Origin of the sequence: Sphingomonas baiyangensis (genome assembly GCF_005144715.1) — a bacterium.
Taxonomy (GTDB): Bacteria; Pseudomonadota; Alphaproteobacteria; order Sphingomonadales; family Sphingomonadaceae; genus Sphingomonas; species Sphingomonas baiyangensis.
Genome location: NZ_SWKR01000001.1, coordinates 447,913 through 468,016 on the forward strand (window position 1 = coordinate 447,913; position 20,104 = coordinate 468,016).

Below are 20,104 nucleotides of genomic sequence, written 5' to 3' on the forward strand. Positions count from 1 at the left end.
GGCGTCACAGCCAGCGCATCACGTGCATCGACATCGGCGTCCAGGAGCCCATCGGCACGCCGGCCTGGCGCAAGCCACGCGCGGTCCATTCGTTGCAGGTCACGCGCGCATTATAATGACCGCGAGCGGGATAGAAGGCGTCATGCGCGCCATAGCCGCGCGCCGCCGGTCCTTCGGCAAGCGACGCCTCTAGATAGGCCGTCAGCCGCGCAAGCTCGTCGGGCGCCAGCACGATGCGGCGTACGCGCGCATCGGCGACGGGGGGTGCCACATGCTCGACGTGCAGCACCGTATCGTCGCTGCCGATCGCGGCGCGCACCACGGTCGCCGGGCGCAGATCGGCCCAGCGCGGCGTTTCGAGGAAGAAGGCGCGGTCGCCCCAGCTGAACGCCAGCGACGGATGATCGGCGAAGCGCGGATCGGCGAGATCCGATGCCGCGAAGCGCGCGCGCCAATCGGGGTCGAGCGCCGCCTTGGGCACGACGATGCTGGTATGGATGCCATTGTCCTCGACGAAGATCGCGGTGCCGCGCACCGGCGGAGTGCGCGCCTCGTTGACGCCGATGCGCGCGCCGATCGCGCCCGCGACGACATAGGCATAGACGGTGAGCGCCACGATGAGCGCGGCGAGCAGCAGCCAGTCGCGCCACCGCCGCGCGACGATCGATTCGATGCGCTTTCTCGTCATCATGCGCACATGCTAGAGCGTTGGGCATGGCCGATGAAACCCATGTACTCGATGCGCCGCCCGAAGGCGCCGCCGCCGACTGGACGATCCCGCAGGGCTGGGACGCCTATACCCCCGAGGAACATCGCGTGTGGGACACGCTTTACGAACGCCAGATCCGGCTGCTGCCGGGCCGCGCGTCGAAGGCGTATCTGAAGGGGCTCGATGCGCTGCGCCTGTCCGAATCGGGCATCCCCAATTTCGAGGAACTGTCCGAGCGGCTGATGAAGCTCACCGGCTGGCAGGTGGTGGCGGTGCCGGGGCTGGTGCCCGACGACGTGTTCTTCGATCATATGGCCAATCGCCGTTTCGTTTCGGGCAACTTCATCCGTCGCCCCGATCAGCTCGATTACCTCCAGGAACCCGATGTGTTCCACGACGTGTTCGGCCATGTGCCGATGCTCGCCGATCCGGTGTTCGCCGACTATCTCGAGGCCTATGGCCGCGGCGGGCTGCGCGCGCTTGAACTGGGTGCGCTCAAGCAGCTGGCGCGGCTTTACTGGTACACGGTCGAATTCGGGCTGGTCGAGGAGGACGAAGGCCTGCGCATCTATGGCGCCGGCATTGTCTCGTCCTCGGCCGAAAGCGTGTTCGCACTCGACGATCCGAGCCCGCACCGCATCGGCTTCGATCTCGAGCGCGTGATGCGCACCGAATACCGGATCGACGATTTCCAGCAGAATTATTTCGTCGTGCCGAGCTTCGACGAATTGCTGCGCGTGACGGTCGAGACCGATTTCGCGCCGCTGTACGAGCGCATCGTGCCGCTGCCGCCACTCCCCGTCGCGGCGCTGACGGCCGAGGACAAGGTGCTGCATCACGGCACGCAGGCCTATGCGCGCGGAAAGGCGGGCGGCGCGGGCTGATCGCCCGCCCGCAAACGCGCCGCTGCGCGCACGACGGCTTGTCCGATCGCGGCGGCGCCCGCCGGCCGGGTTGCATTGCCCGCCTGCGCACCCGACACTCGCATTCGTCCTTCCCCAACGAGAGAGATGCCATGGCTTCCGCAACCTTCGACCGGCTGAACCCGCTGACCGGCGACGTCGCCTCGACCGCGCCGGCCATGACCGCCGACGAGGCGGGCGCCGCCGTCGAGCGTGCGGCCGCCGCGTTCCCCGCATGGTCGGCGATGGGGCCGAACGCGCGGCGCGCGACGCTCAACAAGGCGGCCGACGCGCTGGCGGGCAAGGCTGATGCGTTCGTCGAGGCGATGATGGGCGAGATCGGCGCGACCGAGGGCTGGGCGCGCTTCAACCTGATGCTCGCCGTCGGCATGGTGCGCGAGGCCGCCGCGCTGACGACGCAGATCAGCGGCGAGGTGATCCCGAGCGACAAGCCCGGCTGCATCGCCATGGCGATCCGCGAGCCGGTGGGCGTGCTGCTCGGCATCGCGCCCTGGAACGCGCCGATCATCCTCGGCGTGCGCGCGATCGCGGTGCCGCTGGCGTGCGGCAACACCGTGGTGCTCAAGGCCAGCGAGCAATGCCCGCGCACGCACATGCTGATCGCCGAGGCGTTCGGCGAGGCCGGACTGCCCGAGGGTGCCGTCACCATCGTCACCAACGCGCCCGCCGATGCGGCCGAAGTGGTGGGCGCGCTGATCGACCACCCGCATATCCGCCGCATCAACTTCACCGGATCGACCGCGGTGGGGCGCATCATCGCCAAGCGCGCGGCCGAGCATCTGAAGCCGGTGCTGCTCGAACTGGGCGGCAAGGCGCCGCTGATCGTGCTCGACGATGCCGATCTCGACGAAGCGGTGAAGGCCGCGGCGTTCGGCGCGTTCATGAACCAGGGCCAGATCTGCATGTCGACCGAGCGGATCATCGTCGTCGACGCGGTGGCCGACGCGTTCGTGGCGAAGTTCAAGGCCAAGGTGGGCGGCATGGCGGTGGGTGATCCGCGCCAGGGCAACACGCCGCTGGGCGCCGTCGTCGACCAGAAGGCGGTCGATCATTGCCGCGCGCTGATCGAGGATGCGCTGGCCGCGGGCGCCGAGCAGGTGACGGGCGGCGATGCCGATGGCGTGCTGATGCCCGCGCATGTGATCGACCGCGTGACGCCCGACATGAAGCTGTTCCGCGACGAGAGCTTCGGCCCCGTCGTTGGCGTGATCCGCGCGCGCGACGAGGACCATGCGATCGAGCTGGCGAACGACACCGAATATGGCCTTTCAGCCGCGGTGTTCACGCGCGACACCGCGCGCGGCCTGCGCGTCGCGCGGCGGATCAAGTCGGGCATCTGCCACGTCAACGGCCCCACGGTGCACGATGAGGCGCAGATGCCCTTCGGCGGCGTCAAGGCATCGGGCTATGGCCGCTTCGGCGGCAAGGCGGGGATCGACGCCTTCACCGAGCTGCGCTGGATCACGATCGAGACCGAGCCGGGGCATTTCCCGATCTGATCGACCGGGGCTGGCCCCCGCTTCAGAACCAGGCGCGGATGCCGGCGACCAGCGTGGTAGCCGACGCATCCTCGCCGACAGCGCGCGCGTAGTCGGCGGTGCGGCCGAACTTGCTGCCGTGCGACACGCCGACATAGGGCGCGAATTCGCGCACGATCTCGTAGCGCAGGCGCAGGTCGAACTCGCCATCGGACAGGCCTGCGCCGATGCCGCTTTCGGGCACGTCCTGCGCTGCCAAGTTGAACTCGACGCGCGGTTGCAGGATCAGCCGCTGGGTGATGCGCTGGTCGTAGCTGGCGGCGAGGCGGCCGAGCACATCGCCCTCGGTCGAGACGAAGGCATGCGCCTCGACCTCGAACCAATAGGGCGCGAGGCCCTCGACGCCGAAGGCCGCGTAGGTGCGATCGACGGGTGCAAAATCCTGCCGCACGCCCGCCTGGAGGTTGAAATAGGGGCCGATCGCGCGCGAATAGAGCGCCTGTGCCTCGGCATCGTCGGCCGCGTCGCCGAATTCGCCTTCGCCCTCGGTCTTGACGACGAGGCGGTTGATATCGCCGCCGAACCAGCCCTCGCCTTCCCAGCGATAGCCCTCGCGCCCGCGCCGGAACTGCACCTCGGCGATGTCGATCATCACCTGGCTGAAACTGCCGCCGCCATGCTCGCGCCGCAGCGCCGCGCGCGATGCCGCCATCGCCTGCGCGCCCCAGATGCGATCGGCATAGTCGGCACGCGGCGCCGGCGGCGGGGGCGCATTGCCGGCGGGTGCGGATGCGGCAGGCGCGAGCGTGCAATGGCCCATCGCGGCGTGTTCGGGCGTGCAGGCGGGCGGCGGGGGCGGAGCCGGAGCGACGGGTAGCGTGCAGTGCCCCATCGCCGCGTGCTCGGGGGTGCACGCAGGCGCCGAGGGCGGTGCCGGGGCGGCCGGCAGCGTGCAGTGCCCCATCGCCACGTGCTCGGGGGTGCACGCAGGCGCCGAGGGCGGTGCCGGGGCGGCCGGCAGCGCGCAGTGCCCCATCGCGGCATGCTCGGGCGTGCACGCAGGCGGCGGGGGCGGTGGGGGAGCGGCGGGCAAGGTGCAATGCCCCATCGCCGCGTGCTCAGGCGTGCAGGTCGAAGCCTGTGGCGGCGGCGCGGCGTGGCCGGCGTGCTGCGGCGTGGCGAGTGCCAGCGCAGCGATCAGCAGCGCGCTCATGCGGCTTCACCTGCCGGGCGCACGCTCACCACCTGCATCATGCCGGCATGCATGTGGTAGAGCATGTGGCAGTGGAACGCCCAGTCGCCCACGGCATCGGCCGTGAAATCGAACTCGACGATGCCGCCGGGCTGGACGTTGACGGTATGCTTGCGCGGCGCGTGGTCGCCATGCCCCGTCACCAGCTCGAAGAAATGACCGTGCAGATGGATGGGATGGCCCATCATCGTGTCGTTGACCAGCCGCACGCGCACACGCTCGCCCAGCCCGAAGGGAATGGGATCGGTGATCTCGGAGAATTTCCGCCCGTCGAACGCCCACATATAGCGTTCCATGTTGCCCGTCAGGTGCAGCTCGAGCGTGCGTTCGGGCGCACGGACATCGGGATTGCGCGCGGTGGCGACCAGATCGCGGTAGGTGAGCACGCGGTGGCCGGCGCCTTCGAGCCCCTGCCCCGGTTCGCCGGTGCGATCGACGGGCATCGGCGAGATGCTCTGGACGGTCGGCGACTTCGCGACGCTGTCGGGCACCACCGAGAAGTCGCGCATCGAATGGTCCATGCCGCCATGGTCCATGCTACCGCCATGCGCGGCATGATCGGCGGCGCCCGGCGTGGCTCGGCAATGGCCCATCGCGGCATGCTCGGGCGTGCAGGCATCGCCCGCCGGCATCGCAGTGCCGCCCATGCCGCCCATCCCCATGTCCTTCATCGTCGCGAGCGGGCGCGGGCGGAGCGGCGGTACGGGAGCGACCATGCCGGCGCGCGGTGCCAGCGTCGCGACCGCCATGCCCGATCGATCGACGCTTTCGGCCACCAGCGCATAGGCGCGGTCACCCGCCGGCTCGACGATCGCGTCATAGGTTTCGGCCACCGCGATCTGGAACTCGTCGACTGCAACGGGGCGCACGGGCAGGCCATCGGCCTCGACGATCGTCAGCTTCAGCCCCGGCATCCGCACGTTGAAGGTCGTCATCGCCGAGGCGTTGACGAAGCGCAGCCGCACGCGCTCGCCGGGCGCGAACAGCGCGGTCCATTTGTCGCGCGGGCCATGGCCGTTGACGAGATAGGTATAGGTCGATCCCGTCACGTCGGCGACGTCGCTGGGATCCATGCGCATCGCGCCCCATTCGGCGCGTTCGGCCGCCGACTGGCCACGGCCGGCAAGCTGGTCGGCCAGCGTCTGCTTCTGGAAATTGAAATAGCCGCCCATCTGCTTCAGCTTCCTGAAGATCGTGTGCGGGTGCAGCGGGCTGTGGTCCGACAGCACGATCACATGCTCGCGATCGGCGGGCTGGGCATGCGGCGCAGCGGGATCGATGACGATCGGGCCGTAATGCCCCATCTGCTCCTGCAAACCCGAATGGCTGTGATACCAATAGGTGCCCGCCTGGCGGATCGGAAAATCGTAGGTGAAGGTCGAGCGCGGCGCGATACCGGGGAAGCTGACGCCGGGCACGCCGTCCATGTGGAAGGGCAGGATCAGCCCGTGCCAGTGGATCGAGCTTTCTTCGCCCAGCCGGTTCTCGACATGCAGGCGCACATTCTGCCCTTCCTTGAGGCGGATGAGCAGGCCGGGCACGGTGCCGTTGATGCCGATGCCGTGGCTGCGCCGCCCGTCGACATCGCGCATCACATGATCGATGACGAGGCGGATATCCTCGCCCGCCACTTCGGGCAAGGCGCGCGCCAGTCCGGCGGTGCCGCTCTGCGCCCAGGCGGGAAGCCACGGCGCCAGTGCCAGTCCCGCCCCGCCGGCGGCCGCGCCGCGCAGCAGCGCACGGCGGTCGAGATTGCTACGCATCCGATACTCTCTATGGGTATTTGCACCTATATAGGCGATCGCGCGGTTTCGTCACCTATGGTCGATGGAACGCCTTCGGCCCATGCGGTGTTGAGCGCCGGGATTGTCCAGTCCGGGCAGGGGGATAGCCAGACCGATGCAGCCAGCCGATATCGCAGGATGGATCGCGCCCGCCGCGACGATGATCGCCGCGATGATGACCGCCGCCAATCTGGGCGCGCGCATCACCGGATCGGGCTTCATCGTCTTCACGATCGGATCGGTCGCATGGTGCGTCGTCGGCATGACGAGCGGGCAGACCAATCTGGTCGTCACCAACGGCTTCCTCACATTGGTCAACGCCGTCGGCATCTGGCGCTGGCTGGGGCGGCAGGCGCGCTACGACAAGGGCGGCGAACGCGCGGCGAAGGACAGCACGCGCCCCGAGGTCGACAGCCTGTTCGCGGGCGGCACGATCGCGGGCGCGAAGCTCGTCGATGGCGAGGGCAAGGCGATCGGCGAGGTGGTCGACGCGATGCTGCGCTGCCATGACCATGCGATCGAATATTTGGTGGTGAGCCTCGGCGGCGTGGCGGGCGTGGGCGAGCATCTCCACGCGCTCGACCCCGCGCGCGTGACGTTCGCGCGCGAGCATATCCGCTTCGAAGGCGGCGCCGACGATGCCCGCGGCCTGCCGCGCATCGCCGCCGACGACTGGCCCGACCGGCTTCCGCGCGACGCCGCCTGAAGCTAGAGCGCAAGGAAGCAGCAGGAGAGAAAGCACGTGACCAAGCGCAAGGGCGGCCGCATCCTTGTCGACAATCTGGTGGCGCAGGGTTGCGACCGGCTGTTCCAGGTGCCGGGCGAGAGCTTCCTCGCGGTGCTCGACGCGCTGACCGAAACGCCCGAGATCGACGTGGTGACGTGCCGGCAGGAAGGCGGCGTCACCTTCATGGCATCGGCCGACGGCAAGATGACGGGGCGGCCCGGCATCGCCTTCGTCACGCGCGGGCCGGGCGCCACCAATGCGTCGATCGGCGTGCATGTGGCCTGCCAGGATTCGCTGCCGATGATCCTGTTCATCGGCGATATCGATCGCGGCACGCGCCACCGCGAGGCATTTCAGGAAATCGACTTCGAGGCGATGTTCGCGCCCGTCGCCAAATGGGCGGCGCGCATCGATGATGCCGCGCGCATCCCCGAATATGTCGCGCGCGCCTATGCCACCGCGATGAACGGCCGCCCCGGCCCGGTGGTGCTCGCACTGCCCGAGGACATGCTGCTTGACGAGGTCGAGGTCGAGGATCGCCCGCGCGTCGAGAAGCTGCGCCAGGCGCCCGATGCCGGGGCGATGGCGCGGCTGGTCGAGCTGCTCGGCAAGGCCGAGCGGCCGGTGGCGATCGTCGGCGGCGCGGGATGGTGCGGCGGCACGGCCGAGGCATTCGGTGCTGCCGCCACGCGCATCGGCCTGCCCGTGGCCGCCGCGTTCCGCCAGCAGGATTCGCTGGCGAACACATTGCCCGTCTATGCCGGCAATCTGGGCTACGGCCCCTGCCCGCTGCTGCCGCAGCGCATCCGCGAGGCCGATCTGCTGCTGCTCGTCGGCACGCGGCTGGGCGAGGCTACGACCGATGGCTACACGCTCGTCACCCCCGATCATCCGGGGCAGACGCTGGTGCACGTCCATCCCGATCCGGGCGAGCTGCACCGCGTCTATCGCACCGACCTGTCGGTGTGCGCCGATATGCGCAGCTTCGCGCAGGCGCTCGATGCCATCGCCGATCTGCCGCGCTTCGACAGCGGCGCCACGGCCAATGCCGAATGGCGCGACTGGGCGACGCCGCGCGCGCGCGACGGCGTGGCGCTCGACCTGGGGCTGTGCGTCGAGGCGATGCAGGCCGCGCTCCCCGCCGACACGATGATCTGCAATGGCGCAGGCAATTTTTCGGGCTGGTGGCATCGCTACTGGCGCTATGCCGGGCCATGCTCGCAACTGGCGCCGACCTGCGGAGCGATGGGCTTTGGCACGCCCGCCGCCGTCGCCGCCGCATTGCGCTATCCCGGCCGGGCGGTCGCGGCGATCGCGGGTGACGGCGATTTCCTGATGAACGGGCAGGAACTGGCGACTGCGGTGCAGCACGGCGCCGACATGCTGGTGCTGGTGGTCGACAATAGCGGCTACGGCACGATCCGCATGCACCAGGAACGCGAGTTTCCCGGCCGCGTCTCGGCCACCGCGCTGCACAACCCCGATTTCGCAGCACTTGCGCGCGCCTATGGCTGCTGGGCCGAAACCGTCGAGCGCACCGCCGATTTCGCCCCCGCGCTCGACCGCGCGATGCGCGAGCGCGGCGTGCGGCTGCTGCATCTCAAGACCGATATCGAAGTCATCAACAGCGTGACGACGATCACCGCGATCCGCGCGCGCTGATCCTATCAACCGCGCGCCGGCGCGCCATATTCGTGCATCTTCGACCAGATGGCGTTGGCGTCATGCTCCTGGATCGGATCGGTGATGCCGTGCCGCGCACGATAGTCCTCCACCGCCTGCCGGCAGCCCGGAAGATGCCAATCGTCGATGATGACGAGGCCGCCCTTCGATACCAGCGGGTAGAGATATTCGAGCGAGGTCTCGACCGAATCATAGCTGTCCGAGTCGAGGCGGATCAGCGCGAAGCGCTGCTGCCCCATCGCCGGCAGGCTCTGCTCGAAGAAGCCCGGCACGAACACCACGCGCTCGTCGAGCAGCCCGAATCGCGCGATATTGGCGCGCACTTCGGCTTCGGAGGCGACCCAGCGATCGCTCCACCGATCGACGGGATCGTTGGTGGCGCGCGTGTTGGCGGGGATGCCGGCGAACGAATCGGCGGCGAACACGCGTCGGCCGCCGATCTCATAGGCTTCGAGCAGCGCGCGCATGAACAGCACCGCGCCGCCGCGCCAGATGCCCGCTTCCAGAAAATCGCCGGGAACATTCAGCTCGTCCATCAGCAGCACGGCTTCCTCGATCAGGTCGAGCTGGCCCTTGCGCAGCAGCGTGATCGGGCGCGACAGCGGATCGATCCGCCACTGCCCTGCATCGACGTCGTAATGATCGACGCAGCGGAAATCCTCGAACGTCGCCTCGCCGCCCAGATAGGCGTAGTTGGTGATCGAGCGCTTGAGCAGGTCGAGATAGGCGGTGCGCAGCGCGACGGCGGATGGGTCGGGCATCGGTCGATCGGTCCTTGCGGGATTGGCAGCGTACTGCACGGGGTCGGGCGCCGGCGGCGCCCGCGCGCATGCTCTACCGGCTGACGGGAGGCGCCGCTAGGGCCGTGCGGCTTGCCCCGGTCGCCGCGCGACCCTAACAGCCGCCGCGAACCCTGCATGCTGGAGCCGCTCATGTCCGATTCCGTCAACCGCGTCGTCCTGGCCTATTCGGGCGGCCTCGACACCAGCGTGATCCTCAAATGGCTTCAGCAGACCTATGGCTGCGAGGTCGTGACCTTCACTGCCGATCTGGGTCAGGGCGAGGAGCTCGAGCCCGCGCGCGCCAAGGCCGAGCTGATGGGCGTGAAGGCCGAGCACATCTTCATCGACGATCTGCGCGAGGAATTCGTCGCCGATTACGTCTTCCCGATGATGCGCGCCAATGCGCTGTACGAGGGGCTGTATCTGCTCGGCACCTCGATCGCGCGGCCGCTGATCGCCAAGCGCCAGATCGAGATCGCGCGGGCAGTGGGCGCCGACGCCGTGAGCCATGGCGCCACCGGCAAGGGCAACGATCAGGTACGCTTCGAGCTCGGCTATTACGCGCTCGCCCCCGACATCAAGGTCATCGCGCCGTGGCGCGAATGGGATCTGACGAGCCGCACCGCGCTCATCGCCTTTGCCGAGCAGCACCAGATCCCCGTGCCCAAGGACAAGCGCGGTGAAGCGCCGTTCTCGACCGATGCCAACCTGCTGCACACATCGTCCGAGGGATTGGTGCTCGAGGATCCGTGGGAGGAAGTGCCCGATTACGTCTATTCGCGCACCGTCAATCCCGAGGACGCGCCCGAGACGCCCGAGACGATCACCATCGATTTCGAACGCGGCGACGGCGTGGCGCTCAACGGCGAGGGCATGTCGCCCGCCACGCTGCTGGCAGCACTCAACGAACTGGGGCGGCGCCACGGAATCGGCCGGCTCGATCTGGTCGAGAACCGCTTCGTCGGCATGAAGTCGCGCGGCATGTACGAGACGCCGGGCGGCACCATCTACCACCTCGCACATCGCGGCATCGAGCAGATCACGCTCGATCGTGGTGCGGCGCATCTGAAGGACGAGCTGGCGCCGCGCTATGCCGAGCTCATCTACAACGGCTTCTGGTTCAGCCCCGAGCGCGAGATGCTGCAGGCCGCGATCGACCACAGCCAGGCCAAGGTGACGGGCACGGTGCGCCTGAAGCTCTACAAGGGCGCCGCGCACATCGTCGGCCGCAAGTCGCCGCACAGCCTCTATTCGGAAAAGGTCGTGACGTTCGAGGACGATCAGGGCGCCTATGACCAGCGCGACGCGGCGGGCTTCATCAAGCTCAACGCGCTGCGGCTGCGGCTGCTTGGGCGGCGCGACCGCTAAGCCCCCCCCGCGCACGGCGGCGATGCGCGAAGGATTAACGCCTCGCCGCTAGAGCGGGCGCGATGCACTCGCCGTCTGCCGCCCGCGCCGATATGCGCCTGTTCGTCGCCGCGCTCGGCCTGTGCGCGGTGCTGACGGGCGGCTGGACGCTCGCCGGCTGGCCCGATCTCGTGCGGCTGCGCCTGCCCGATACCGACGACATGATGCGGCTGGTGCAGCTGCGTGACTGGATCGGCGGCCAGCACTGGCGCGACCTGACGCAGCACCGCATGGGCGCCGATGGCGTCGCGATGCACTGGTCGCGGCTGGGCGATCTCGGCCCGCTGGCGCTGCTGCTGGCATTCGGGCCGTGGCTGGGGCAGGCCGGCGCCGAGCGCGCGATGGTGATCGCGTGGCCGGCGCTGCTGCTCCTCGCCTATCTGCTGCTGTCGGCACGCATCGCCATGCGGCTGGGTGCGCCCGCCGGCATCGCGATGGTGCTCGCGGCGCTGGCATGGCCGGCGACCTGGGTGTTCATGCCCGGCCGCATCGATCATCACGGCCTCCAGATCGTGCTGCTGCTGACGATGCTGGCAGCGACGCTTGCCCCGGCGGGCGTTGCCGCGGGCGCGATCGCCGGGGCGGCGGCGGGCGCATCGCTGATCCTCGGCGTCGAGACGGCACCCCTGCTTGCCCTGCTGCTTGCGACGGCGCTGTTCGCCGCGTGGCGCGATCCCGCGCACGAGCGTGCAAGGCTGCTGGGAACCGGCGGTGCGTTGCTCGCGGTCACGGCGCTCGGCGCATGGGCACGGCCCTTCGCATGGAGTGAGGGGCTTTGCGACGGTTTCACTGCCGACGCCGCGCGCGCGGCGACGGTGGGGGCCGGTGCGCTGTTGGGTTGCGCGCTGGTGCCGGTGCGGCTTTCGGCAGGCCACCGGCTTGCGGCGTTCGGCGCGATCGGCGTGGTGTCGCTTGCGATGCTGACGAGTACCGCGCCGGCGTGTCTCGCCGATCCCTATGCCGCGCTCGCCCCCGAATTGCGGCTGCGCTGGCTGTCGCAGGTGGGCGAGGCGCAGAGCGTGTTCGCGGCACCGCTTTCCACCACGCTCGCCTATCTGGGCGTCGGCATGGCCGGGCTGGTCGCGGCATGTGCCGCCGCGCAGGCCGATCGCAGCGCACGCTGGCCGATCCTCGCGCTGCTGATCGGCGCGGCGCTGTTGCTTGCCTGTCACCAGTTGCGCGCGGCGCATCTGGCAGCCGCGCTCGCACCGCCGGCGCTTGCCCACATGGTCGCGCGCGCAAGGGCGGCAGGCACGCCGCGCACCGTTGCCGCGTGGCTCGCTTCGGTCGGCATCGTCTATGCCGGCGTCGGCAGCGCGACCGCAGCGCGCAGCGATGCGGGGAGCGGCGGCGCCTGCGCGATCGAGGCGGGGATCGCGACGCTCGCCGCGCTGCCGCCCGGACTGGTGCTGGCACCGATCGATCTCGGCCCGGCGATCCTTGCCGAGACGCCGCATCGCGTGCTCGCCGCGCCCTATCATCGCAACGAGGTGGGCAACCTTGCTGCGCTGCGCGCGCTGGCGGGCGAACGTCCCGCCACCGCCACGGGTGCCGATTATCGCCTCGATTGCAGCGGCGTCAGGGCGTTGCGCGACGAGCCGCGCCGCGAGCCGCTTGCCGTGACCAGCACGCCCGATTAGGGCGCACCGATGGACCGGGGGGCTGAGGCGGCACACGAACAGGCGCTGCGCTGGTGGCAGACGCGGTGTTTCGTCGCGGCGGCAGCGATCGTCGCGGCGGTGCCGCTGCTGCTGCCCGACGTGCCGCCGCTCGTCGATCTGCCGGGACATCTGGGCCGCTGGCGGGTGCAGCAATCGTCGGGCACCGCGCCGTGGCTTGCCGACTGGTACGCCTTCGAATGGCAGCTGATCGGCAATCTGGGCATCGACCTGCTCGTCGTGCTGCTCGAACCCCTGCTGGGACTCGAGCCGGCGGTGAAGCTGGTGGTGCTGGCGACGCCGGTGCTCACCGCGATCGGCCTGTTGTGGATCGCGCGCGAGGTGCATGGCCGCATCCCGCCCACCGCGCTGTTCGCGCTGCCGATCGTCTACAGCTTCCCCTTCCATTTCGGCTTCGTCAACTTCGCGCTGGCGATGGCGCTGGCACTCAACGCCTTCGCGCTGTGGCTACGGCTGGCGCGGCAGGAGCGGCTGCGGCTGCGCGCCGTACTGTTCGTGCCGATCGGCCTTGTGCTGTGGATATGCCACACCTATGGCTGGGGATTGCTGGGGGTGCTCGCCTTCTCGGCCGAGCTGATCCGCCAGCATGATCGCGGCCGCGCCTGGCCGCTCGCGGCGTTCCATGCCGGGCTGCACTGCATTCCCCTTGCGCCGCCGGCGCTGTTGATGGTGGCGTGGCGATCGGGCGGGCATGTGACGGGACAGACCGCCGACTGGTTCAACTGGCGCGCCAAGGTGATGTGGCTGACGATGGTGTTGCGCGACCGGTGGGAGATGTTCGACATCGCCTGCGTCGCGGTGCTGTACCTCGTGCTGTTCAAGGGCTTCCGCGATCCGGCGATCGAATATTCGCGCAATCTTGGCATCTCGGCGCTGTTCCTGCTGGCGGTGTTCGTGCTGCTGCCGCGCATCGTGTTCGGGTCGGCCTATGCCGACATGCGGCTGGCGCCCTATATGCTGGGCATCGCGCTCATCGCGCTGCGCCCGCGCCCCGGCCTCACGCAGCGCGGCGCCGCGACGCTGGCGCTTGCCGGCCTCGCCTTCTTCCTGGTGCGGATCGGCGGCACCACCGCGAGCTTCTGGCAATATGACCGCACCTACGACCGCGAGCTCGCCGCGCTCGACCGGGTGCCCGTGGGCGCGCGGCTGGTGAGCTTCGTCGGCGAGACCTGCTACAATGAGTGGATGATGTCGCGGCTCGAACATGCGCCGGGCATGGCGCTGACGCGGCGGCTGGCCTTTTCGAACGATCAATGGTCGATGGCGGGCGCGCAGCTGCTGACGGTGCGCTATGCGGCGGCGCGCGGCTTCAACCACGACCCCTCGCAGATCGTCACCGACGTGCGCTGCCCGCGCGAATGGTGGCGGCCGATCGCCGTCAGCCTGGCGACCTTCCCGCGCGAGGCGTTCGACTATGTCTGGATCGTCCAGCCGCCCGCCTATGACAAACGGCTCGAGGCCGGGATGACGCCGATCTGGCGCTCGGGCAGCAGCGTCCTGTTCCGCATCGACGAGCCGCGCCGCCCGCCAGAATTGCTGATGCGCGACCTGGGGCCGCTCGGCCCTGCCTATTTCGAGCGGATCAGGCGGACCCGCCCTTCCTGAAAGGCGTCATCTCGCCGAGGAACGCCTGCTCGTGCGCCACGGCGGCGCGCTCGCGCACCAGATAGTCGGCCACCGCGCGGCGGAAGCCCGGATCGGGCAGATAATGCGCCGACCAGGTGGCGACGGGTACATAGCCGCGCGCGAGCTTGTGCTCGCCCTGCGCGCCGGCTTCGACGCGCGCCAGACGCCGCGCGATCGCCGCGTCGATCGCCTGATAATAGCACAGCTCGAAATGGAGGAAGGGCACGTCCTCGATACAGCCCCAGTATCGGCCATAGAGCGCATCGTCGCCGATGAGGTTGAGCGCGCCGGCGATCGGCTGGCCGTCACGCTCGGCGAGGATCAGCAGCACGCGGTCGGCCATCGCCTCGCCGAGCAGCGAGAAGAAGCGGCGCGTGAGATAGGGCTGCCCCCATTTGCGGCTGCCGGTATCCTGGTAGAATATCCAGAAGGCGTCCCAATGCGCTTCGGTAAGCGCGGCGCCGGTCAGGTGGCGGATCGTCAGGCCTTCGACCGCCGCGGCGCGCTCCTTGCGCAGATTCTTGCGCTTGCGGCTGGCGAGGCGGCCGAGGAAGTCGTCGAAATCGGCATAGCCGTCATTCGCCCAGTGGAACTGCGTACCCTGCCGCACCAGCCAGCCCGCCGCCTCGAACAGCGGCAGCTGCTCGGGCGTGACGAAGCTGGCATGGCCCGAGGAGAGGCCGTTCTGGTCGACCACCGCCTCGATCGCGGCGATGAGCGCGGGGGCCATTTCAGGCTCGCGGAGCAGCAGCCGCGGGCCGGGCACCGGCGTGAAGGGAGCCGCGACCTGTAGCTTGGGGTAGTAGCTGCCGCCCGCGCGCTCCCACGCATCGGCCCAGGCATGGTCGAACACATATTCGCCCTGGCTGTGCGCCTTGGCATAAGCGGGCGCGATCGCGGCGGGCGCGCCATCGGCACCGTCGATGACAATGGGGAGCGGCTGCCATCCCGACCGCCCGCCGACCGATCCCGATGCTTCGAGAATCGATAGAAAGGCGTGGCTGAGAAACGGGTTGCCGCCGCCCGCGCATGCATCCCACTCGGCGGCGGGAATGGCGGAGACGCTTTCGGCGATGCGGGCAGTGAGCGGGGGCGAATGCACGCCGCCGATGTAGGGCGCGCGCGCCACGGGGCAATGTCAGGCGGGGCGGTCTGCCGCCGCCTCGGGCCATGCCTTGATCGTCACTTCGCGCTGGGGGAACGGGATTTCGATCTCGTGTTCCTTGAACAGCTTCCAGATGCGCATCAGCACGTCGGACTGCATGTTGCCGACGCCGCTTTCGGGATCGTTGATCCAGGCGCGGATCTCGAAATCGACCGAGCTGTCGCCGAAGCCCGTCAGCCACACCTTGGGCTCGGGCGATGCGAGCACGCGCGGGCTTTCGACGGTAGCGCGCATCATCAGCTCCTGCGCGAGGTCGAGATCGGTCGAATAGGCGACGCCCACGGGAATGCGGATGCGCACGTTGCGATCGGAGAAGGACCAGTTCTCGACCTCGTTGGTCATCAGATTCTCGTTGGGGATCAGATGCTCCTTGCCGTCGCGCGTGATGACGCTGACGGCGCGCACGCCGATCTTGTTGACGCGCCCGAAGCTGTCGCCGACGACGATGACGTCGCCGGGCTTGATCGACCGGTCGAACAACAGGATGATGCCCGCGATCAGGTTGCCGATCGTCTTCTGCATCCCGAAGCCGATCGCGAGGCCGAAGGCGCCGCCGAACACCGCGAAGGTGGTAAGGTCGATGCCCAGCATGTCGACGCCGATGAAGAAGGCGACGACGATCACGCCGATGCCGGCGAGCTTCTGGAACAGGAGCTTCTGCGTGGCATCGAAGCCGCGCGCATTGCCGATGGCGTGATTGATGACACGGTTGGCGAGCCGCGCGACGGCGTAGATCACCACCGATGCGATGACGATCGTAACGACCGACAACAGGCTGACGCGCGTGTCGCCGATATCGACGCCGATACGGTCGAGCACCGTCGTTACCGGCGTGAAGCCGCCGACGGCATAGCTGAACAGCGACACGAACACGAAGGCCGCGATTCCCCAGGCGAGCCAGCGCGCGACATTGGCGCCGCGCAGCACCGCCACCGCGGTCATCGCCGCCGCCGCGCTGCCGGCAAGCCCGATCGGCAGCGTGGCATAGGGGCGCCACGGCCAGCTCGAAAAGAGGAGCGCGAGCAGCAGCGCGGCGCTGGCGTGACGCAATATCTCGCAGATGCGCGCCTGGAGCGGGCCGTCCTTCAGCCCGGCGCGCCGCCCGAGCAGATCGGCCAGACGCGGGCCGAAGCGGCGCGAGGCGAACCAGCCGATGGCAAGCGCCGCCAGCGTCAGCGCGCCGGCGACCGCGGCCTCGATCAGCTCACCCTGGCTCGGCACGGCGAAGCCGTTGACCGCGAGCCAGCCGGTGACGGGGCCGATCATGCCGCCGCCCGGAAGCGCGCCAGCCCCGCGTCGAGATCGGCGATCAGATCGGCCTCGTCCTCGAGCCCGATCTGGAGCCGCACCACCGGCCCTTCGGCCTCCCAGCGTGTGACGCTGCGGTGGCGCGTGGGATCGACGGGGAGCGCCAGGCTCTCATAGCCGCCCCAGCTATAGCCGATGCCGAAATGCTGAAGGCCGTCGATCAGCGCGGCGCGTGCGGCATCGGTGCCGCCCGCCAGCACGAACGAGAACAGCCCCGATCCGCCGGCGAAATCGCGTGCGAACACCTCGTGGCCGGGGCAATCGGGCAGCGCCGGGTGCAGCACGCGCGCGACCTCGGGGCGCGTGCGCAGCCATTGCGCGACGGCGAGCGCGGCGGCGCCCTGTTCCTTCAGCCGCAGCGCCATCGTGCGCAGGCCGCGGCTGCCGAGCCACGCATCGTCGGGGCTGACATATTGGCCGAGCTGATAGGCCGCATCACGCAGCGACGCATAGCGACCCTCGGCCGCCGTCACCGAGCCGAGCATCACGTCCGAATGGCCGACGACATATTTGGTGCAGGCGAGGATGGTGTAATCGACGCCGCGCGCGATGGCGGGGAACAGCAGCGGCGTCGCCCAGGTATTGTCGAGCAACGTCACCAGGCCGTGCGCGTTGGCCACGCCGACGATGGCGGGCACGTCCTGCACCTCGAACGTCAGGCTGCCGGGGCTTTCCATGAAGATCGCGCGCGTCGCAGGACCGATCATCGCGGCGATGTCGGCGCCGATCAGTGGATCGTAGAAGCGCGTGGTGATCCCCATGCGCGCGAGCAGGCCGCCGGCAAGGCTGCGCGTGGGGTCATAGGCGCTGTCGGGCAGCAGCAGCTCGTCGCCGGGCGAGAGCACCGCGAGCAGCGCGCCGGCGATGGCGGCGACGCCCGAGGGATAGAGCATCGTCGCCTCGGCGCCGGGTTCGAGCGCGGTCAGCGCGTCGGCAAGGCTCCACTGCGTCGGCGTACCGCGGCGGCCGTAGAACAGGCGGTGATGCGTGTCGCGCCCGGCGGCGGCGCGCAGATCGGCGACGCTGTCATAGAGGATCGTCGAGGCGCGCCAGACCGGCGGGTTGACGATCCCGCCGGTCCATTCGCTGCGCCGCCCGGCCTGGACGATGCGCGTACGCTCGCCCAGCCGCGGGCGTTCGTCGCTCACGCCGGGCCCATCGCCTTCGGCGTCGAGCGATCGGCACCCCATTCGGACCAGCTGCCGTCGTAGAGCGCGGCCTTGTTGCCGATGCGCGAGAGCCCGAAGGCGAGCACCGCGGCGGTCACGCCCGATCCACAGGTCGTGACGACGGGCTTTTCGGGATCGATGCCCGCCGCCTCGAACTCGGCGCGGATGGCGTCTTCGGACTTGTAGGTGCCGTCGTCGTTGAACAGCCGGCCGATCGGCAGGTTGCGGCTGCCGGGGATGTGGCCGGCATGCGTCGACGGGCGCGGATCGGGCTCCTCGCCGGTGAAGCGCGCTTCGCTGCGCGCATCGACCACCTGTTCGGCACCGCTTTCGACATTGGCCTTCATCGCATCGATGTCACGCACGTCCTTGCGGTCTTCCCAGACGGTGAAGTGGCGGTGGCGCAGCGTCTCCTTGCCACTGGCGGTGTCGCGCCCCTCGGCCTGCCATTTGGCGAAGCCGCCATCGAGGATCGCGACGTCGTGCGCGCCGAAGGTCTTGAGCATGAACCAGGCGCGCGCGGCGGTTTTGTAGGGCGAATTGTCGTAGAGCACGATGCGGCTGCCGTCGCCCAGGCCCAGCGATTGCATGCGGCTGGCGAACTTCTCGGCCGGCGGCAGCATCATCGGCAGATCGGTGGAGGTATCACGCAGCTCGCCGAGATCCATGAACACCGCGCCGGGGATATGCGCCTTCTCATAGTCGCCCGCCGGATCGCCGTCGCCGGGCATCACCCAAGTCGCGTCGACCACGCGCAGGTCGCTGGCGCCGAGTTCGTTGGCAAGCCATTCGGTCGAAACGAGCGAGTCCATGCGGTATCCTCCCTTGGTGTTCGGCACAGGATTAGTGCCTGATGCGCGGCGTGCAACCGCGCGTTCACAGTTTCGCCAGGAACGCGGTGGCCTGGGCGCGCAGGGCCTTTTGCGCCTTGGCGTCCATCCGCGCCCAGTTGCGGTAGGGCATGGCGAGCCGCTGGTTGTCGCCGAGCTTCGGCTCGTTGCGCGCGAGGAAATCCCAGTAAAGCGCGTTGAAAGGGCAGGCATCGTCGCCCACCCGCTGCTTCACGTCGTAGCGGCAATGGCCGCAATAATCGGACATGCGATCGATATAGGCGCCCGAGGAGGCATAGGGCTTCGACGCCAGCAGGCCCCCGTCGCCGAACTGGCTCATGCCGAGCGTGTTGGGCGCCTCGACCCATTCATAGGCATCGGCATAGACTTCCAGATACCAGCGCTGGACCTGTTCGGGATCGGCGCCGATCAGCAGCGCGAAATTGCCCGTTATCATCAGCCGCTGGATATGGTGCGCGTACGCGTGGTCGATCGTCGCGCCGATCGCCTCCTTCAGGCAATGCATGTCGGTGTCGCCCGTCCAGTAGAAGCCGGGCAGCTCGCGGCGCGCATCAAGGAAGTTGCGGCTGGTGTAGTCGGGGCCTTCGCGCCAGTAGATGCCGCGCACGAACTCGCGCCAGCCGATGATCTGGCGGATGAACCCCTCGGCGGCATTGAGCGGCACGCGGCCGTCGCGATACTGTTTCTCTACCGCACGGCACAGCTCGAGCGGATCGAGCAGCCCGGCGTTGAGATAGGGTGAGAGTACCGCGTGCCACAGATAGGGCTCGCCCGTCACCATCGCGTCCTGATAGTCGCCGAAGCTCGGCAGCGCATAGCGCAGGAAATGGCCGCGCTGGCGCATCGCATCGGCGGCGGTGACGGCGAAATCGAACCCCTCGATCCGCCCGACATGATTGCCGAAGCGCCCCGCCACGAGAGCGAGCACGTCCTGCGTGCAGTCGTCGGGCGCGAACGACAGCGGCCTGGGGATCGTCAGGTCACGCGCCGGCGGCGGCTTGCGGTTCTCGGCATCGTAATTCCACTTGCCGCCGGCCGGCTTGTCGCCGTCCATTAACAGACCGGTCTTGCGGCGCATCTCGCGGTAGAAATATTCCATGCGAAGCTGCTTGCGCCCCTCGGCCCACGCCTCGAACTCGGCATGGGTGGCGACGAAACGGTCGTCGGCGCGGATCTCGACGGGCAGGTCGAAGCGGTCGGCCCAGCTTTCGAGCATCGCCTGCACGCGCCACTCGCCCGTTTCGGTCACGACGATGCGCTTGGGCGAATGCCGCTCGACGGCGCGGGCGACTTCGCCCGGAAAGCTGCCCTGATTGTCGGGATCGTCGAGCGTGACGTAATCGACGTGCCAGCCGGCCTCGCGCAGCGCATCGGCATGATGGCGCATCGCCGCGAACAGGAAGGCGATCTTCTTGATGTGATGGCGCACATAGGTCGCCTCGTCATGTACCTCCATCATCAGGATGCGCGTATCGGCCTTGTCGAGCCCGCGCAGCGAGGCGAGGTTCATCGAGAGCTGATCGCCGAGCACGGGCACCAGGATCGTCATCGTGCCGCTTCC

General features: G+C 69.0%; 16 protein-coding genes. 7 read left to right on the top strand and 9 right to left on the bottom strand.

The genetic code is table 11. The annotated features are described in order from the left end of the window. Nucleotides 1–4: 4 nt before the first annotated feature. Nucleotides 5–691 (bottom strand): TIGR02117 family protein, encoded by a 687-nt coding sequence (locus tag FBR43_RS02210; RefSeq protein ID WP_249276405.1) that lies wholly within the window; start codon nucleotides 689–691, stop codon nucleotides 5–7. Nucleotides 692–714: 23 nt separating this feature from the next. Here FBR43_RS02210 and phhA point away from each other — a divergent pair, with 23 nt between their 5' ends. Beyond that, entirely contained in the window at nucleotides 715–1,593 is an 879-nt protein-coding gene (gene phhA / locus FBR43_RS02215; RefSeq protein ID WP_136941588.1) for a phenylalanine 4-monooxygenase, read from the top strand. Between the two features lie 131 nt (nucleotides 1,594–1,724). Continuing rightward, on the top strand, nucleotides 1,725–3,131 hold the full coding sequence (locus FBR43_RS02220; protein ID WP_136941589.1) for an aldehyde dehydrogenase: 1,407 nt from the start codon (nucleotides 1,725–1,727) through the stop codon (nucleotides 3,129–3,131). A 22-nt stretch (nucleotides 3,132–3,153) separates the two neighbouring features. Here the strand turns inward: FBR43_RS02220 and FBR43_RS02225 are convergent, their stop codons facing one another. Together FBR43_RS02225 and FBR43_RS02230 are read right to left on the bottom strand one after the other, a co-directional pair. Then, nucleotides 3,154–4,323 carry a copper resistance protein B gene (locus FBR43_RS02225; RefSeq protein ID WP_136941590.1) on the bottom strand — a complete coding sequence of 390 codons (1,170 nt, stop codon included), beginning with the start codon at nucleotides 4,321–4,323 and terminating at the stop codon, nucleotides 3,154–3,156. After that, nucleotides 4,320–6,125, bottom strand: a complete 1,806-nt coding sequence (locus FBR43_RS02230; protein ID WP_136941591.1) for a copper resistance system multicopper oxidase — start codon at nucleotides 6,123–6,125, stop codon at nucleotides 4,320–4,322. Before FBR43_RS02230 ends, FBR43_RS02225 begins: the two co-directional genes overlap by 4 nt. 136 nt (nucleotides 6,126–6,261) lie before the next feature. On the opposite strand from FBR43_RS02230, the gene FBR43_RS02235 reads away from it, so the two are divergent. Both FBR43_RS02235 and FBR43_RS02240 read left to right on the top strand, forming a co-directional pair. Beyond that, nucleotides 6,262–6,852, top strand: a complete 591-nt coding sequence (locus FBR43_RS02235) for a PRC-barrel domain-containing protein (protein ID WP_249276406.1) — start codon at nucleotides 6,262–6,264, stop codon at nucleotides 6,850–6,852. 36 nt (nucleotides 6,853–6,888) lie between these two features. Then, entirely contained in the window at nucleotides 6,889–8,535 is a 1,647-nt protein-coding gene (locus FBR43_RS02240) for a thiamine pyrophosphate-binding protein (protein ID WP_136941592.1), read from the top strand. A 5-nt stretch (nucleotides 8,536–8,540) separates the two neighbouring features. On the opposite strand, the gene FBR43_RS02245 is transcribed toward FBR43_RS02240, so the two are convergent. Next, a complete protein-coding gene (locus FBR43_RS02245) occupies nucleotides 8,541–9,317 on the bottom strand; it encodes a TylF/MycF/NovP-related O-methyltransferase (RefSeq protein WP_136941593.1) in 777 nt (258 codons plus the stop codon). Between the two features lie 171 nt (nucleotides 9,318–9,488). Between FBR43_RS02245 and FBR43_RS02250 the strand changes: the two genes are divergently transcribed. The 3 genes from FBR43_RS02250 (at nucleotide 9,489) to FBR43_RS02260 (ending at nucleotide 14,029) form a co-directional block, all read left to right on the top strand. Further along, nucleotides 9,489–10,706, top strand: coding sequence for an argininosuccinate synthase (locus tag FBR43_RS02250; RefSeq protein ID WP_136941594.1), 1,218 nt, complete (start codon nucleotides 9,489–9,491; stop codon nucleotides 10,704–10,706). A 62-nt stretch (nucleotides 10,707–10,768) separates the two neighbouring features. After that, the gene (locus tag FBR43_RS02255; RefSeq protein ID WP_169542439.1) at nucleotides 10,769–12,385 is read left to right on the top strand and encodes a hypothetical protein; all 1,617 of its coding nucleotides are present in this window, start codon (nucleotides 10,769–10,771) and stop codon (nucleotides 12,383–12,385) included. Between the two features lie 9 nt (nucleotides 12,386–12,394). Then, nucleotides 12,395–14,029 (top strand): hypothetical protein, encoded by a 1,635-nt coding sequence (locus tag FBR43_RS02260; protein ID WP_249276407.1) that lies wholly within the window; start codon nucleotides 12,395–12,397, stop codon nucleotides 14,027–14,029. Here FBR43_RS02260 and FBR43_RS02265 read toward each other — a convergent pair. The 5 genes from FBR43_RS02265 to FBR43_RS02285 all read right to left on the bottom strand — a co-directional run bounded on the left by FBR43_RS02265 (nucleotide 14,007) and on the right by FBR43_RS02285 (nucleotide 20,092). After that, complete coding sequence (locus tag FBR43_RS02265; RefSeq protein ID WP_136941596.1) at nucleotides 14,007–15,152, bottom strand: GNAT family N-acetyltransferase; 1,146 nt, start codon at nucleotides 15,150–15,152, stop codon at nucleotides 14,007–14,009. The two genes, FBR43_RS02260 and FBR43_RS02265, sit on opposite strands and share 23 nt — an antisense overlap. A gap of 36 nt (nucleotides 15,153–15,188) precedes the next feature. Beyond that, a complete protein-coding gene (locus FBR43_RS02270; RefSeq protein WP_136941597.1) occupies nucleotides 15,189–16,481 on the bottom strand; it encodes a mechanosensitive ion channel family protein in 1,293 nt (430 codons plus the stop codon). After that, nucleotides 16,478–17,713 carry a cystathionine beta-lyase gene (gene metC, locus FBR43_RS02275; RefSeq protein WP_136941598.1) on the bottom strand — a complete coding sequence of 412 codons (1,236 nt, stop codon included), beginning with the start codon at nucleotides 17,711–17,713 and terminating at the stop codon, nucleotides 16,478–16,480. The genes FBR43_RS02270 and metC overlap by 4 nt, the downstream gene beginning before the upstream one ends. Beyond that, nucleotides 17,668–18,504: a sulfurtransferase gene (locus tag FBR43_RS02280; RefSeq protein ID WP_136941599.1), complete on the bottom strand. Its 837-nt coding sequence runs from the start codon at nucleotides 18,502–18,504 to the stop codon at nucleotides 17,668–17,670. The genes metC and FBR43_RS02280 overlap by 46 nt, the downstream gene beginning before the upstream one ends. 64 nt (nucleotides 18,505–18,568) lie before the next feature. Then, nucleotides 18,569–20,092 (bottom strand): cryptochrome/photolyase family protein, encoded by a 1,524-nt coding sequence (locus FBR43_RS02285; protein WP_136941600.1) that lies wholly within the window; start codon nucleotides 20,090–20,092, stop codon nucleotides 18,569–18,571. Nucleotides 20,093–20,104 lie beyond the last annotated feature (12 nt).